The 14,179-nt window shown below is 63.6% G+C and carries 14 protein-coding genes; 7 read left to right on the top strand and 7 right to left on the bottom strand.

Annotation, left to right across the window (positions count from 1 at the left end):
• Positions 1-5: 5 nt before the first annotated feature.
• Positions 6-266: a hypothetical protein gene (locus tag IE053_RS02785; RefSeq protein ID WP_189571401.1), complete on the bottom strand. Its 261-nt coding sequence runs from the start codon at positions 264-266 to the stop codon at positions 6-8.
• A gap of 144 nt (positions 267-410) precedes the next feature.
• A complete protein-coding gene (carA, locus tag IE053_RS02780; RefSeq protein ID WP_189574666.1) occupies positions 411-1,553 on the bottom strand; it encodes a glutamine-hydrolyzing carbamoyl-phosphate synthase small subunit in 1,143 nt (380 codons plus the stop codon).
• 160 nt (positions 1,554-1,713) lie between these two features.
• On the opposite strand from carA, the gene IE053_RS02775 reads away from it, so the two are divergent.
• Positions 1,714-2,187, top strand: coding sequence for a GatB/YqeY domain-containing protein (locus IE053_RS02775; protein WP_189571398.1), 474 nt, complete (start codon positions 1,714-1,716; stop codon positions 2,185-2,187).
• 2 nt (positions 2,188-2,189) lie between these two features.
• On the opposite strand, the gene IE053_RS02770 is transcribed toward IE053_RS02775, so the two are convergent.
• Positions 2,190-3,251 carry a hypothetical protein gene (locus IE053_RS02770; protein WP_189571395.1) on the bottom strand — a complete coding sequence of 354 codons (1,062 nt, stop codon included), beginning with the start codon at positions 3,249-3,251 and terminating at the stop codon, positions 2,190-2,192.
• Positions 3,252-3,500: 249 nt separating this feature from the next.
• Here IE053_RS02770 and dnaG point away from each other — a divergent pair, with 249 nt between their 5' ends.
• The 5 genes from dnaG (at position 3,501) to IE053_RS02745 (ending at position 9,508) form a co-directional block, all read left to right on the top strand.
• Positions 3,501-5,366 carry a DNA primase gene (gene dnaG, locus IE053_RS02765; protein ID WP_189571392.1) on the top strand — a complete coding sequence of 622 codons (1,866 nt, stop codon included), beginning with the start codon at positions 3,501-3,503 and terminating at the stop codon, positions 5,364-5,366.
• A gap of 40 nt (positions 5,367-5,406) precedes the next feature.
• Complete coding sequence (gene rpoD / locus IE053_RS02760) at positions 5,407-7,353, top strand: RNA polymerase sigma factor RpoD (protein ID WP_189571389.1); 1,947 nt, start codon at positions 5,407-5,409, stop codon at positions 7,351-7,353.
• Between the two features lie 104 nt (positions 7,354-7,457).
• Positions 7,458-7,955, top strand: a complete 498-nt coding sequence (locus IE053_RS02755) for a YbjN domain-containing protein (protein ID WP_189571386.1) — start codon at positions 7,458-7,460, stop codon at positions 7,953-7,955.
• Positions 7,948-8,421 (top strand): YaiI/YqxD family protein, encoded by a 474-nt coding sequence (locus tag IE053_RS02750; RefSeq protein WP_189571383.1) that lies wholly within the window; start codon positions 7,948-7,950, stop codon positions 8,419-8,421. Before IE053_RS02755 ends, IE053_RS02750 begins: the two co-directional genes overlap by 8 nt.
• 160 nt (positions 8,422-8,581) lie before the next feature.
• Positions 8,582-9,508 (top strand): DUF2167 domain-containing protein, encoded by a 927-nt coding sequence (locus IE053_RS02745; RefSeq protein ID WP_189571380.1) that lies wholly within the window; start codon positions 8,582-8,584, stop codon positions 9,506-9,508.
• On the opposite strand, the gene IE053_RS02740 is transcribed toward IE053_RS02745, so the two are convergent.
• Positions 9,505-10,020: a gluconokinase gene (locus IE053_RS02740; protein ID WP_189571377.1), complete on the bottom strand. Its 516-nt coding sequence runs from the start codon at positions 10,018-10,020 to the stop codon at positions 9,505-9,507. The genes IE053_RS02745 and IE053_RS02740 overlap by 4 nt on opposite strands.
• Before the next feature lie 41 nt (positions 10,021-10,061).
• Between IE053_RS02740 and IE053_RS02735 the strand changes: the two genes are divergently transcribed.
• Positions 10,062-10,523, top strand: coding sequence for an ABA4-like family protein (locus tag IE053_RS02735; protein ID WP_189571374.1), 462 nt, complete (start codon positions 10,062-10,064; stop codon positions 10,521-10,523).
• Positions 10,524-10,688: 165 nt separating this feature from the next.
• Here the strand turns inward: IE053_RS02735 and IE053_RS02730 are convergent, their stop codons facing one another.
• The 3 genes from IE053_RS02730 to IE053_RS02720 are packed head-to-tail and all read right to left on the bottom strand — an operon-like array spanning position 10,689 to position 14,112.
• On the bottom strand, positions 10,689-11,387 hold the full coding sequence (locus IE053_RS02730) for an N-acetylmuramoyl-L-alanine amidase (RefSeq protein ID WP_189571371.1): 699 nt from the start codon (positions 11,385-11,387) through the stop codon (positions 10,689-10,691).
• Entirely contained in the window at positions 11,384-12,319 is a 936-nt protein-coding gene (locus tag IE053_RS02725; protein ID WP_189571368.1) for a DMT family transporter, read from the bottom strand. Before IE053_RS02725 ends, IE053_RS02730 begins: the two co-directional genes overlap by 4 nt.
• Positions 12,316-14,112 carry an ABC transporter ATP-binding protein gene (locus tag IE053_RS02720; protein ID WP_189571365.1) on the bottom strand — a complete coding sequence of 599 codons (1,797 nt, stop codon included), beginning with the start codon at positions 14,110-14,112 and terminating at the stop codon, positions 12,316-12,318. Before IE053_RS02720 ends, IE053_RS02725 begins: the two co-directional genes overlap by 4 nt.
• Between the last annotated feature and the right edge of the window lie 67 nt (positions 14,113-14,179).

Below are 14,179 nucleotides of genomic sequence, written 5' to 3'. Positions count from 1 at the left end.
CGTCTTTAGTCGCGCGAGCGGAAGAACGCCGCGACACGGCCCAGCAATACGCCGAGATAGAGCGTGACGAGCGAACCACCGGCGAGTTCGCCACTGGCGTTCTCGGCACCTTCCACCGGGATCAGGTCGCCGATGAGATTGACGACCGTATCGCCACCCGCGGCGAGTTGGTCAAAAATTCCCGGCGCGAACATCGCGATGAGAAAAACGACGACCAGCGGCAAGATGCCGAGATTGAAAAGCCCCAATAGCCCCTTGGTGACCATGATATACCTCCTGTCCCAAGAGGACGACGCTAGCAGAAGGTTAACCGTTGGCAACGTTCTTTTGAGCGAAAGTGTCTTCGCAGGCGCACAATAAAAAGGACGCTGCCGGGACGTCCCTTTACGGCTTTGCCTGTTGAGGATGGTCTAGGCCGCCGACTTCTCTTTGAGCATCAGCTCCACGAAACGGTCGAAGACGGGGAAACTGTCCTGCGGGCCAGGCGAAGCCTCGGGATGGTGCTGGACGGCCAGCGCGGGGGCGTCCTTGACCCGGATGCCTGCATTGGTGCCATCGAAAAGAGACGTATACGTGCTTTCGACGCGATCCGGGAGGCTCTCCTCGTCCACCGCGAAGCCGTGGTTCATCGACACGATCTCGACCTTGCCGGTCTCGTGCTCAAGCACCGGGTGGTTGGCTCCGTGGTGACCCTGAGCCATCTTCACGGTCGTGGCGCCGACGGCGAGGGCCATGAGCTGGTGGCCAAGGCAGATGCCGAACATCGGCACCCGTGCTTCCATCAGCTTCTGAATGACGGGTACGGCATATTGCGCGGTGGCGGCAGGATCACCCGGACCATTGCTGAGAACGACGCCGTCGGGCTTGGCAGCCATGATCTCGTCGAAGCCCGTCTTGGCCGGGACAACCGTGACCTTGCAGCCCGCGGCCTTCAGGCGGTTGAGGATGTTCCGCTTCACGCCGAAATCGAGAAGGACCACATGGGGGCCATCGCCGTCGATGACGAAGGGGCGTTCGGTGGAGACTTCCTTTGCGAGATCGAGGCCCTCGAGGCCGTGCCAGGCTTTCGCCCGCTCGATGAGCCTGTCGCGGTCGAAGCGGCCATTGGGATTGTGAGCGATGACGCCCTTCGGCATCCCCTGCTCCCGGATACGGACGGTCAGGGCACGGGTGTCCACGCCGGTAAGGCCGATGATGCCGCGGCGGCGCATCCACGCCTCGAGGTCCATCCGTGCACGGTGGTTCGACGGCGCCGTGACATCCGCGCGGACGATTGCGCCGCGGGCCGCGATGGCGGCGTTGGCCGCGGCGTTCTCGATGTCCTCGTCATTGACGCCGACATTACCGATATGCGGAAAGGTGAAGGTGACGATCTGCGCCGCGTAGGACGGATCGGTCAGGATCTCCTGATAGCCGGTCATCGCGGTGTTGAAGCAGACCTCGCCCACGGCCTCGCCGACCGCGCCGAACCCTTGGCCCTCCAGAACTGTTCCATCCTCAAGCACCAGAAGCCCGGTGACAGGACGGATGTTCGTGTCTTGACTCAGTCTCAGCGGCACATCATCTCCAGCGGTTCCCGTCAGGCTCCGAGAAGGACCGGGGACCCTTTATCTCGCGGCAAACGGCCCGGTTGATACACCTGGTCGCGGCCCGCGCAAGGGAAAAGGTAAATCGGCCTGCCCTCCCCCTCAAGCAGGCCCCGAAAGGACTGAAATGAGCGAGCAAGGACACCTTGCGAAGCAAATCGCAACGGACCTGAAAGCGGCCATGAAGGCGCGCGACGACAAGGTCCGGATCTCCACCCTGCGCCTGATGCAGGCTGCGATCAAAGACAGAGACATCCAGGCGCGCAGCGAGGACCGCTGCTGCGGCCTGTCCGACGACGAAGTCCGCGAGGTGCTGACCAAGATGGTCAAGCAGCGCCAGGACAGCGCGAGAACCTATGAAGAGGCCGGCCGGATCGAAATGGCCGAGCAGGAGCGGGCCGAGATCGACGTGATCCGCGGCTACCTGCCCAAGCAAATGAGCGAATCGGAGATCGAAAACGCTGTCGATAGCGTGATCGCCGAGATTGGCGCCGAAGGGCTCAAGGACATGGGCAAGTGCATGGGCGCGCTGAAGCAGAACTACGCCGGGCGGATGGATTTCTCCGCTGCGAACAAGTTGGTGAAGGCGCGCCTCGGCTGAAGCTAGGCGCGCTTTCTCTTCCTCAGGAGCATCGCGAGACCTGCTGGCAACAGCAGGAACGGCGCCGGGATCGGCACCTCGCCACCCGGCGGGTTGTCGCCCGGCGGGTTAGGCCCGTCAGGATCGTCCGGCTGCTCATCGCCATTGCAGTCGCTCGGCAGCTGGCCATCGGCGCCGTTGGGGCTGCCTGAACCGCCAGCGCTCGGCATCACTTCGCCCGCCAGCGTGCCGTCGATGCCATCCGTCGGGACAGGCATGCCGGCGACAGGGCTCTCGCAATCAGGAGGGTTGTCGCCCGGAGGGTTGTCGCCCGGAGGGTTGTCGCCCGGAGGGTTGTCGCCCGGAGGGTTGTCGCCCGGAGGGTTGTCGCCCGGAGGGTTGTCGCCCGGAGGGTTGTCGCCTTCGGGCGGCGTATCCGCCTCGGGATCATCGTCAACCGGATTTCCGCCGGGAACGGGAGAATTTCCGCCTGGAACCGCGCCAGGCGTGCCGCCGCCGCCGACAGGAACACCGCCACCGACGCCGCCGCCGATCGGACCGGCCGAGCCTGTGTCGCCGCCTGCTCGGGAGGAGCCATCAGGCGTATCGGACGTGCCGTCCCCGCCCGTCGGCCCACCGAGACCAGCAGGCACAAGAGGCGAAGCCGATTTTCCCAAATCGAGACCACCCGCGGTGTCAGCGGCCGCCTCGGCATCGGCGAGGGCCTGCATGATCCGGTCGAACATGTCAGGATCAAAGTTTGCGTCGCGCTTGGCGTGGCCGGACGAGTCGCCGTCTTCGCCGACATCGTAGCGTTCGCCCTTGCCGTCCTGATGCGCGCCATCAGCCGAGAGCCCCTGCTCCTCGAAACGCTTGGCCAGCGCCGCCTCGGAACGGGCCCGAACGTCAGTGAGGGACGATTCCTGCGTCTCCGGCGCAGTGCCGGTGACGAGGCTCCGCATCAAGATTGCGCCAGGATTGAGATCGAGACCGTCACCCGAGAGGGCCGCGATCGACGAGCCCTTCGATGCCATCAGGGCCACGAGCGCAAGGGCGCTGGTCCCGCCGATGACGGCGTTCCGCAATCGCCTTGCCCGACGCGCGCTGACAAGCAGGGCGTCCTTGCGGCGCGTATTCTCATCTCGAGAGGTCAGAGAGGGCGCTCCTCGACAGCTTCACTCACGCCCTGCTTTGCAAGAGCCGTGCCCGGTTCTTCTCCTGGTAGTGACGATGATACTAAATCCCGCCGTTAACCTCACATAAACGATTCTTAAGAAAGTGTTGTTGATATCGCGGCGTCGCATCGCAGCGCGACGCGGGTTAGGCTCCAGACCATGACCAGCTTTCCGCCCCAGTTCCTCGATGAATTGAAGTCGCGCCTTCGGGCGTCGGACGTCATCGGGCGGCACGTGCAGCTCAAGAAGGCGGGCCGCGAGTGGCGCGGTCTCAGCCCCTTCAACAAGGAGCGGACGCCGAGTTTCTACGTGAATGACGAGAAGATGGCCTTCTTCGATTTCTCGTCGGGCAATTCGGGCGACATCATCAAGTTCCTGATGCTGCACCAGAACCGGACCTTCCCCGAGGCAGTGGAAGAGCTGGCGGCACTCGCAGGCATGGAAGTGCCACGCATGACCCAGGCAGACGAGCGCAAGCTGTCCGAGCGGGAAGTCCTCTACAAGGTCCTCGCCGATGCGAGTGATTTCTTCCAGAAAGCGCTGATGGAGCCTGAAGGCGCCGAGGCGCGGGACTACCTGCGTCGTCGCGGGGTCAAGCGGTCGAGCCTCGAAGCCTTCGGCCTCGGCTACGCGCCGCAGGGTTGGGATTCGCTGAAGCGGTTCTTCCTTGGCCGGGGCGTGGACGAGAAAATCCTCGTCAGCGCAGGGCTTCTCAAGGTCCGGGAGAGCGACGGCTCCACCTATGACGGCTTCCGTCACCGGGTGATGTTCCCGATCTTCGATGGCCGCGGGCGCGTGATCGCCTTTGGCGGCCGGGCACTCGAAAAGGACGCGCCGGCCAAGTACCTGAACTCGCCGGAGACGGATGTCTTCCACAAGGGCCGCGTGCTCTACAATTTCGGGCGCGCGCGGACCAAGCTGAAGGGCGATGCCCCGCTCCTGGTCTGCGAAGGCTACATGGATGCCCTCGCCCTCGACGCGGCGGGCTATGCCGCGGTTGCGCCACTGGGCACGGCGCTGACCGAGGACCAATTGAGGCTCCTCTGGCGGGTGCAGCAGGCGCCGGTCCTGTGCTTCGACGGCGACCGCGCAGGCCGCAGCGCCGCGGAACGGGCGCTGGACCGTGCCCTGCCCGCCCTGTCGGCGAAGCAGTCCCTGCGCTTTGCCTTCCTCCCGGATGGCGAGGACCCGGACGATCTGCTGCGGCGTGGCGGCAAACCCGCCATGGACCAGATCCTCGCCGCCCGCAGCGATGCCGAGGACACGATGTGGCAATTGGCCCTAGCAAGGCATGGCGCCGGCTCCGCCGAGAACATCGCAGCCCTCGAGACCGAGATCATGGAGCGGGCGAGCCGGATCCAGGACCCGGCGATGAAGGGGGCCATGCGCCAAGCCTTCAAGGACCGGCTCTATGACCTGCGGGGGCAGATCATCCGGGACAGCAAGGAACGACGGCAAGCCCAGCGAAAGCGGAGGGTTCAGCCACCTGCCAAGCTGTCGCCCGAGCTTCGTTCACGCCTTGGCCAGGGAGGCATCGGAGCGCCGAAGAATTCCGCCCGTGAGGCGCAGCTCGTGATCGGCCTGATCCATCACCCCCAGCTCTTCCATCATTTCGAAGAGGACATTCTCGCGCTCACCATCGAAGACCCAGATTTGGCAAAGCTTTGGAGCCGGACGGTGGATGCATTGATCGGCGCTCCAGACCTTGACTTTGAAGGCTTGCGTACTCAGTTGAGCGTTTGTTCGGAAGCGGAATCCATCTACCAGCGCTGGTCTGCGGACCCCCTGGTACGGACGGTCCGTTTCATTAGACGAGATGCAGAGGACGGGATCGCCAAGGACGGATGGCGCGACGTTTACCTGATCGACCGGCGGCAGAAGATCCTGAACGCGGAGATCAGTGAAGCGGGTGCGGAGGCCCATCTCGACCCGGCCCGAGAGAAAATTTGGTTAAACTCCGTCCGGCTAAGCCTTGGAGCTGGGACGGATAGGCAGAATGGCTCCGGAGGAAGTGACGCGGCATAGCGCACCCTCGTCCGGGCCTTAAGGCGCGACAAGGGGCCGAATGAGCAAGACTTCTCAAGTGCAAGCCGACGAGACGGGCGAACAGCCGGTGCTCGATATGAACCTCGCTTCGGTCAAGAAGCTGATCGAAGAGGCGAAGAAAAAAGGCTACATCACCTACGACCAGCTGAATGCCGTCCTCCCCGAGGACGAGTACAATTCCGAGCAGATCGAAGACATCATGTCCAAGCTCTCGGACATGGGCATCAACGTCACCGAGAACGAAGAGGCCGAGGAAGAAGAGAAGGCTGGCGAGAAAGCCACCGGCTCTGCAGTCGTCGAGAAGAAGACGGCCCAGACCGTCACCACCAACACCAAGGCCGACAGCGACCGCACCGATGATCCTGTGCGGATGTATCTCCGCGAGATGGGCGCGGTTGAGCTGCTCTCCCGTGAGGGCGAGATCGCCATTGCCAAGCGCATCGAGGCTGGCCGCGAATCGATGATCCGCGCGCTCTGCGAGAGCTCGCTGACGTTCGAGGCCATCACGGTCTGGCGCGAGGAACTCGAGGAAGGCCGCGTGCTCCTGCGCGACATCATCGACCTCGACGCGACCTTCTCCGGTGGCCCCGAGAGCCGCCCGGACATGACCCGGCCGGAAGTCGCCGAGCGCGTCCAGAAGGAACAGGAAGCCCGCGCCGCCGAAACTGGCGAGGACGAAGACGAATTCGACGAAGGCGACCTGTCGCTGTCGGCCAAGGAAGCCGAACTGCGCGACGGTGTCATGCAGACCTTCCAGGACATCGCGGACGACTTCAAGAAGCTCCGCAGGCTCCAGGACATCCAGATCGAGCAGCAGCTGCAGGGTGAAGACCTTTCCGAAAGCCAGCTCAAGCGCCTGAAGAAACTCCAGAAAGACATTGTCGAGCGGGTCCGCTCGGTGCGCCTGCACAACCACCGCATCGAGGCGCTGGTCGAGCAGCTCTACGCCATCAACCGTGCCCTGATGGGCCTCGAAGGCAAGCTGGTGCGCCTCGCCGACAGCTATGGCGTCAACCGTCAGGAGTTCCTTGCCGAATATCTCGGCAACGAGCTTGATCCGGACTGGCTCGAACGCGTCTCGAAGCTTGAAGGGCGCGGCTGGCAGAACTTCACGACCAAGGGCGAAAAGCAGATCATCGCCATCCGTGACGAAATCGGCCAGCTTGCCCAGGAGACCGGCCTGACTGTGTCGGACTTCCGCCGCATCGTGCAGACCGTGCAGAAGGGCGAGCGCGAAGCGCGGATCGCCAAGAAGGAAATGGTCGAAGCGAACCTGCGCCTCGTCATTTCGATCGCGAAGAAATACACGAACCGCGGCCTTCAGTTCCTGGACCTGATCCAGGAGGGCAATATCGGCCTGATGAAAGCGGTCGATAAATTCGAATACCGCCGCGGCTACAAGTTCTCGACCTACGCGACCTGGTGGATCCGCCAGGCGATCACCCGCTCGATCGCAGACCAGGCGCGGACCATCCGCATCCCGGTCCACATGATCGAGACGATCAACAAGATCGTCCGCACCTCGCGCCAGATCCTCAACGAGATCGGCCGCGAGCCGACGCCGGAAGAGCTTGCCAACAAGCTTTCCATGCCGCTGGAAAAGGTCCGCAAGGTGATGAAAATCGCCAAGGAGCCGATCTCCCTAGAAACGCCGATCGGTGACGAGGAAGACAGCCATCTCGGCGATTTCATCGAGGACAAGAACGCCGTCCTCCCGATCGATGCCGCAATCCAGTCGAACCTGCGCGAGACCACGACCCGCGTCCTCGCTTCGCTGACGCCGCGCGAGGAACGTGTCCTCCGTATGCGGTTCGGTATCGGCATGAACACGGACCACACCCTCGAAGAGGTCGGCCAGCAGTTCTCGGTCACCCGTGAGCGCATCCGCCAGATCGAGGCGAAAGCGCTCCGCAAGCTCAAGCATCCGAGCCGGAGCCGGAAGCTCCGCAGCTTCCTCGACAACTAAGAAGCAGGGCCGCCTCCGGGCGGCCTATTTCGTTTCGGGTGCTCCCCCCCTCTTTTCCTGAGGCAGAAGCCATGCAAGCTTGCCAGCGAATACAGGGGGTTCCCATGATCACACGGTCAATCACGGCAATTGCCGCTCTCGGCCTGTCCGGCCTGTCCTCCGCACACGCCCAGCAGGTCCTGGCCGAGCGTCCGGAGACCGTTGTCCGCTATCTCCAGAATGCGGGCTATCGCGCGCTGCTCGAGACGGATGATGAGGGCTACAATGTCATTCGCACGGGTATCGGTGGATGGAACTACGACATCTACTTCCTCGATTGTGACAAGGAGGATGTCTGTCACTCGCTGAAATTCCAGATCGGCTTCGACCTGCCCGAAGGCACATCGCTCGAGGCAACGAACGCCTACAATTTCAACCGACCCCTTGGCAGTGCGTCCATCGACAAGAACGGCGACCCCTGGCTGGAATGGGTTGTCTCGACACGTGGCGGTTTGACGAAGCGCAATTTCGATGACGTGATCGATTGGTGGGCGACAGCGGTGCGCTGGTTCGAGGAGGACTTCCCCTTCCCCGACGACAGCGACAAGCCGGGCGATGACTGATCCGTCAACGGACGAGCCTGTCCTGCTCGTTGATGCCGATGCCTGTCCGGTCAAGGAAGAGTGCATCCGGGTTGCCCTGCGCTACGGCGTGCCTGTCCTGTTCATCGCCAACCAGGGATTTCGTCTCGAACGGCACCCGCTCATCAGGCAACAGGTCGTGGGCGGAGGTTTTGACGAGGCCGATGACAGGGTTGCGGAGCTCTCTGGCCCTGGCAAGGTGGTGGTCACGGCGGACATCCTGCTCGCCGACAGGTGCCTGAAGGCCGGCGCAGAGGTCACAGGCCCCAACGGACATCCGTTCACGGAAAATACCATAGGCGGCGCGATCGCCCAGCGCGCCATCATGAACGACCTCCGCGGCAGCGGCGACCAATACGGCAAAGGTGGCCCGCCCTTCACGAAGGAAGACCGCTCGCGGTTCCTGCAGACGCTGGACCTGTTGGTTGGGCGCGCGGTCAGAAACTGATCCGAGGCCAATCACCGCGCGCTGCCCGCAGCGACAAACGTGGCCGCCCGGCTTTTCCAAACGCTCAAGGCCGACATGACAAAAAAAGCAACCGGGCCTCACAAACGGTTGATCGCTCGTGCCCAACACTTCATGCTCCTTCTGAAAACACAGGGGCATCATGAAGAAGTTCATCATTCTCGGCGCGTTCATGGCGGCGCCGCTTTGCGCTCATGCGCAGGAAGCACAAGAGACGCAGGCTGATCTCGAACCCGCCGTCGAACTGGCGGCCGAGCTGTCCAATCCGAACATTCTGCGACCCGGCGCAGCGGAGCTTTACGAAGGCTATTCGTGGCTGACCGAGCCGAAGGAACTCCAGCGCGGCAGCCTGACGCCGACCAGCTCGTTCAGCATCGATGCGAGCCGCGATGCGATCTGCGACACGACGGAAAACGACTGGGGCTGGCAACCGGGCAGTTGCCGGATCATCGACGCCATGATCCTCCAGCCGACCGAGGCCATCGATACACTCATCATCGAGAAGCCCAATTCCGATGGCTATGTGACGTTCGATGACTGGGAGGCAGCGGACCGGGAGAAGCAGATCAACCAGATCTGGGACGACATGGTCGAGGGCCTCAAGGGCCAGAGCGCCAATCTCGGGATCGAGATCACGGCGGATGACTGGTTCGTCTACCCCACGCTCAATCGTGACAAGGCTTATCTCTACTATGCGACACGGATGGACTGGGCCGGTGATCCGGTCATCAATGTCGAGGCAACCCGGTTCGACCGTCGCGGCTATGTGAAGTTCAGCCTCGTTCCCTTCAACGACGACATCTCGGCCGAAGAGATCGAGAGAGAGCTGGAAACGATCCTCACGGCCTACGAGCCGAATGCGGAACAATCCTATGCGGACTTCGAGGAAGGCGACAAGGTTGCGGCAGCGGGCGCTGTCGGTGTCCTCGCCGCGCTGGCCGGGGTGAAATTCGCCAAGAGCGCGGGACTTCTCGGCGCGGCACTCCTGCTTCTCAAGAAGTTCTGGTTCGTGCTCCTCGCGCCGTTCGCGTTCCTGAGGCGCCTCTTCTCAGGCAAGAAGGAAGACTAGGCTTCGGCCAGCGCCGCGATCTCCCTGGCGATCGCGGCGACCGGCCTCGTGCCGTCCACCCTTCTCGCCTCCTCTGCCCTGTCCATGGCGGCAAGTTGGCTTTGGAGGAGTGCGGGGCCCGCGAAGTGGCCTTGACGCGTGGCGAGGCGTCGGCGGAGCTCCGCCTCCGGAACGTCGAGGAGAAAGAAGCGGAGATCCGCCGGGATCTCCTCTTTCATCATCGCACGGATTTTCCAGTTGAGGGCCGAGCAGGCGAGGACAGCGACCGGGTCATCCAAAGCGCGCACGGCCTCGCCGATGGACCTGATCCACGGGCGGCGCTCTTCATTGGTCAGGCCCATCCCCGCCCTGATTTTCGCGATGTTCTCCGGCGGGTGGAACTCGTCGCCTTCGATGAACCTGACGCCGAGCAACCGGGCGACAGCCGATCCGACGGCGCTCTTGCCCGCGCCCGCCGGTCCCATGACGACGATGAGCCTTCTCTGCTGAAGGCTGGTGGCGTTCTGGCTCATCCCCTCTAGGCTCTCCCGGATTCGATGTTCGAGGGCATAGCATGAGCGCCGACCAGTTGTTCCAATACGTCAATATGAGCGTGCTGCCCGCCTGGCTGCTGCTTGTCTTCCTGCCGCGCTGGCGGTTCACCCAGCTCTTTGCGTTCGGACTCGTCGTGCCGGTGCTGGCGGTTCTCTATCTCAGCCTCCTGATCCACCTGACCGCCGCGGGCGGGGGTTTCGAGGCGCCGGACTTCTCGACGCTGGAGAGCGTGATGGGGCTCATGTCGAACGAGTACGGGTTCGTGGCAGGCTGGGTGCACTATCTGGCCTTCGACCTGTTTGTCGGCGCCTGGATCGTCAGGGATGCGCAGGCCAACCGGGTTCCGCACCTGCTCGTGATCGTGCCTCTGTTCTTCACCTTCATGGCCGGGCCGTTCGGGCTCCTCCTCTACCTCGTCATGCGGCAGGTGATGCGGCGGGAGCTGGTCGCGGTTCCAGCGGAGCTGCAAAGTCGCGCCTAGCCCCTCGGGGGCTTGCACCGGCGCGGCCCCTCCGCTCTAGAACTGGGCGCAGACAGTGGAGCGATGACCATGAAACCCAAAGGATCCTTCTTCGCCGTCGGCTTCGTCCTGTTCATCGTGATCGTCGGCTGGGCGCTCTGGCATGGCGGATTCTTCCGCTAGCGGTCAGGCCGAACAGGCGCCCGTTTTCTCGCAGGCCTCGGCAATGGCGGCGCGGGTTTCCTGGTCGAGGCCCTGCCCCATGCGCCGCGGACAGAAGCGGCGCTGGAAGGCAAGGATGCAGGCCTCAGCGCCGAACGTCTCGACACCGTAGCCGATGGTGGCGAGCTGGCCGAGGGCCTGCTCTTCATTGGGCAAAGTGAGCGGCATCTGGCCTGACCACGGGCCGATGGCGAGCTTCTCCGCAGCCAGGGCATTCCAGGGGAACTTCTCGCCTGGGTCTTCCTTGCGGCCGGGGGCGACATCGGAATGGCCTACGATCCGCGCACGGGGGATCTGGTAACGATCCTTGATAGCTTCGAGGAGGTCGATGAGCGCGTCGACCTGGTCGTCGGGAAAGTCCCGGTAGCCGAACTCATGACCCGGATTGACAAGCTCGATGCCGATGGAGACGGAATTGATGTCGGTCTCACCGCCCCACTGGGCGACGCCGGCATGCCAGGCGCGGCGCTCCTCGCGGACGAGCTGGTGCAGACGGCCGTTCTCTTCGATGAGGTAGTGGGCCGACACCTCCGCTTGGGGATCACAGAGGCGCTCAAGCGCCTCTTCCGCCGTCTTCATGCCGGTGTAGTGCAGCACGACCATCGAGATGTCCCTGCCCTTGCGGTCGCCGTGATTGGGCGAGGTCCATTCCTTGTCGATCATGGCGTCAAAGCCTCCTGAGCCGGTTGGTCGTCGGATGCCGCGGCGGCGGCAAGCACCTGCTTGCGGTCAGGCTGGTGGCTGCGCAGCAGGACCACGGCAACACCTGCCACCACGAGACCGGTCCCCAGGATCAGGCGCGGGGTCAGCACCTCGCCCAGCAGCAGGACGCCGAAGAGAACGGCGAAAAAGGTGATGAGCAGGCCCGAGGGCGCGATGATGCTGAGCGGAACGCGCTGCAGCAGGAAATAGTAGCTGGTGTGGCCAAAGACGCTGGCGATGAGGATCGAATAGAGGAGCGCACCGCTTACGGCAGTAAAGGACCCATCGGAGATCCATGCGAAATGGTCCTTGGCGAGGATGGCTGCAGGCAGGATGCTGACGATACTGCCCACGAGGGCCATCCAGGCAAGCAGGGCGAGCGGTTTCACGCCGTCGATCTTCTTGACGAAGATCGCGCCTGTCGCCTCGGCCGTGCAGCCGCAGATGATGAGGAACGCGCCCAGGGGAAGGTTGGCGCTGCCGGTAGCATCTCCGTCTGCCGTGGCGATGATCAGCACACCAATGAGCGCCGTGGCGATGCCTGCGATGCGCTTCCAGCCGACTGTCTCGCCAAGGAAGACGACCGAGAAGATCGTGGCGATGATGACGTAACTTTCGGCGAGGACCGAGCCGATGGACGCCGTGGTCAGCGAAATGCCAGTGAACATCAGCATGTAATTGAGGCCACCGAAACAGGCCCCGGCAATCAGCACGCGGTGCATCTGCCCCGGGTACCAGCGCAGGAGCGGCGAGAGGATCAGCGCAAGGATCGGCATGCGGAAGGCGACATAGGTCAGCGGGTCGACGATTCCGGTCACCGCCTTCACGATGACCATGTGCAGGCCCCACGCAAGGCAGATCGCGATCAGGAGCAGCGCATGGGCAGGCTTCATGCCGGCTCCGCCTGGCGGTCCTGAAGCGCAACGAGCCTTGCATAAAGGCCGCCTTGGGAAAGGAGGCCCTCATGGGTCCCCTGCTCAATGAGCTGGCCGTCCTGCATGACGGCGATGAGGTCGGCGTCGCGGATGGTGGAGAGCCTGTGCGCGATGATGAGAGTGGTGCGGCCTTCGCGCAGGCGCTTCATGGCTTCCTCGATCAGGCGCTCGCTCTCGGCGTCGAGGGCGGAGGTCGCCTCGTCGAGAAGGAGGATGGGCGCGTCCTTGAGGAAAGCCCGCGCAAGGGCGATGCGCTGGCGCTCCCCGCCAGAAAGGGCATTGCCGCCCGCACCGACCCTGGAATTGTAGCCGTCGGGCATGCGTTCGATGAAACGGTGTGCCGCGGCAGCCTTGGCGGCGGCCTGCACTTCGGCATCGCTGGCGTTCTGACGCCCCATGCGGATGTTGTCCGCGATGGTGGTGTCGAAGAGGATCGGTGTCTGGGTGACGATGCTCATCTGTGAACGGAGCGCGGCGAGGCTCACCTCGTGGACTCCGGTGCCGTTGATCGTGATCCTGCCTGCCTGCGGGTCGTAGAAGCGTGGGAGCAATCCGAACACGGTGGATTTGCCTGCACCGGACGGGCCGACCAGCGCCGCCGTGGCCCCGGCGGGGATGTCGAGGTTGAAACCCCGGAGGAGCGGCACGCCCTCGTCATAGGAGAAAACAACATTCTCGAACCCGATGGCCGGGGCTTTCCCGGCTTCGATGGGGAGTGGTTTGGGATGGGGCGGATCGACGATCTTGGGCTTGGCATCGATGACGCCGAAGACGCGCTCCATCGCAGCGAGACCTTCCTGCAGGACAGCGTTCAACGTGCCGAGGCCACGGGCGGGCTGGCTGAGCAGGGCCATGGCGATGAGAAAGGCGACGAGCTCGGGCCCGGTCAGGAGACCTGCATCGATCCGCCATGCGGCGACAGCGATGATGAAGGCAATCGACAGGGAAGCGACCACGGTGACCATCGGCTCGTTGGCCGACGTGTAGCGGACCAGCTTCATCAGCAGCGAGCGGCGCTCCTCGAACGCCTGCGCCATGCGCTTCCGCTCATGCTCCTCGAGGCCATAGCCCTTGATGGTTTCCAAGGCGCCGATGCTCTCCGCCAGGAGCCCCGTCATGTCACCGATCTGGGCCTGGACCCGCCGCGCGAGCCTGCGGATGGCCCGGCCGATGATGGAGATCGGGATGCCGACAAGCGGGTAGATCAGCAAAACACAGAGGAAGAGGACCGGGTCGAGAAAGGCAAGGACGCCGATGAAGCCGACCAGCCTGACGAGATCGCGGAGACCGTTGGGCGCCCGGCGCAGGGTCTCGCGCAGGGTGGTCATGTCGTTGGTGAAGCGGCTGACGAGGCCGCCGACGCGGGCCTCGCCGTCTGTCCGCCCTTTGACCTGGCCAACGTCGTAGCGGAGGATCGCGCCGAACATGCGGTTCTGGAGGTCGCGGAGGGTCGCAATCCCCACGCCCTGTGCCGTCAGCGCCTGGAGATAGAAAAAGCCTGCCTGAACGATGGCGAGCACGATGATGAGCAAAGGCCCCCAGATCATCACGTTTCGGGCGTTCACATCGGCAAAGCGACTCGCCCGGTCGGGTTCGAGCCCTGCGAAGATCCACTCCGTCGCCAGCACGAATCCCACTTCGGCAAGGGCGAGGCCGATCATGAACAGGAAAGCCAGCGCCAGCCGCCCCGCATAGCGGGACAGGTGCTCACGCCAGATTCTCAAAAGGAGCGATCGTTTGGGCGGAATCATGGCTTCCTTTTGCCCGAGTGGCCGCGCCGGTCCAGCGATGCCGAACTTTTTGCAAAAAAGCGTCGCA

It is taken from the genome of Parvularcula lutaonensis, assembly GCF_014651915.1.
GTDB classification, from domain to species: Bacteria; Pseudomonadota; Alphaproteobacteria; order Caulobacterales; family Parvularculaceae; genus Parvularcula; species Parvularcula lutaonensis.
The sequence above is the reverse complement of the archived record's forward strand: the minus strand, read 5'-3'. Positions and strand labels throughout refer to the sequence as shown.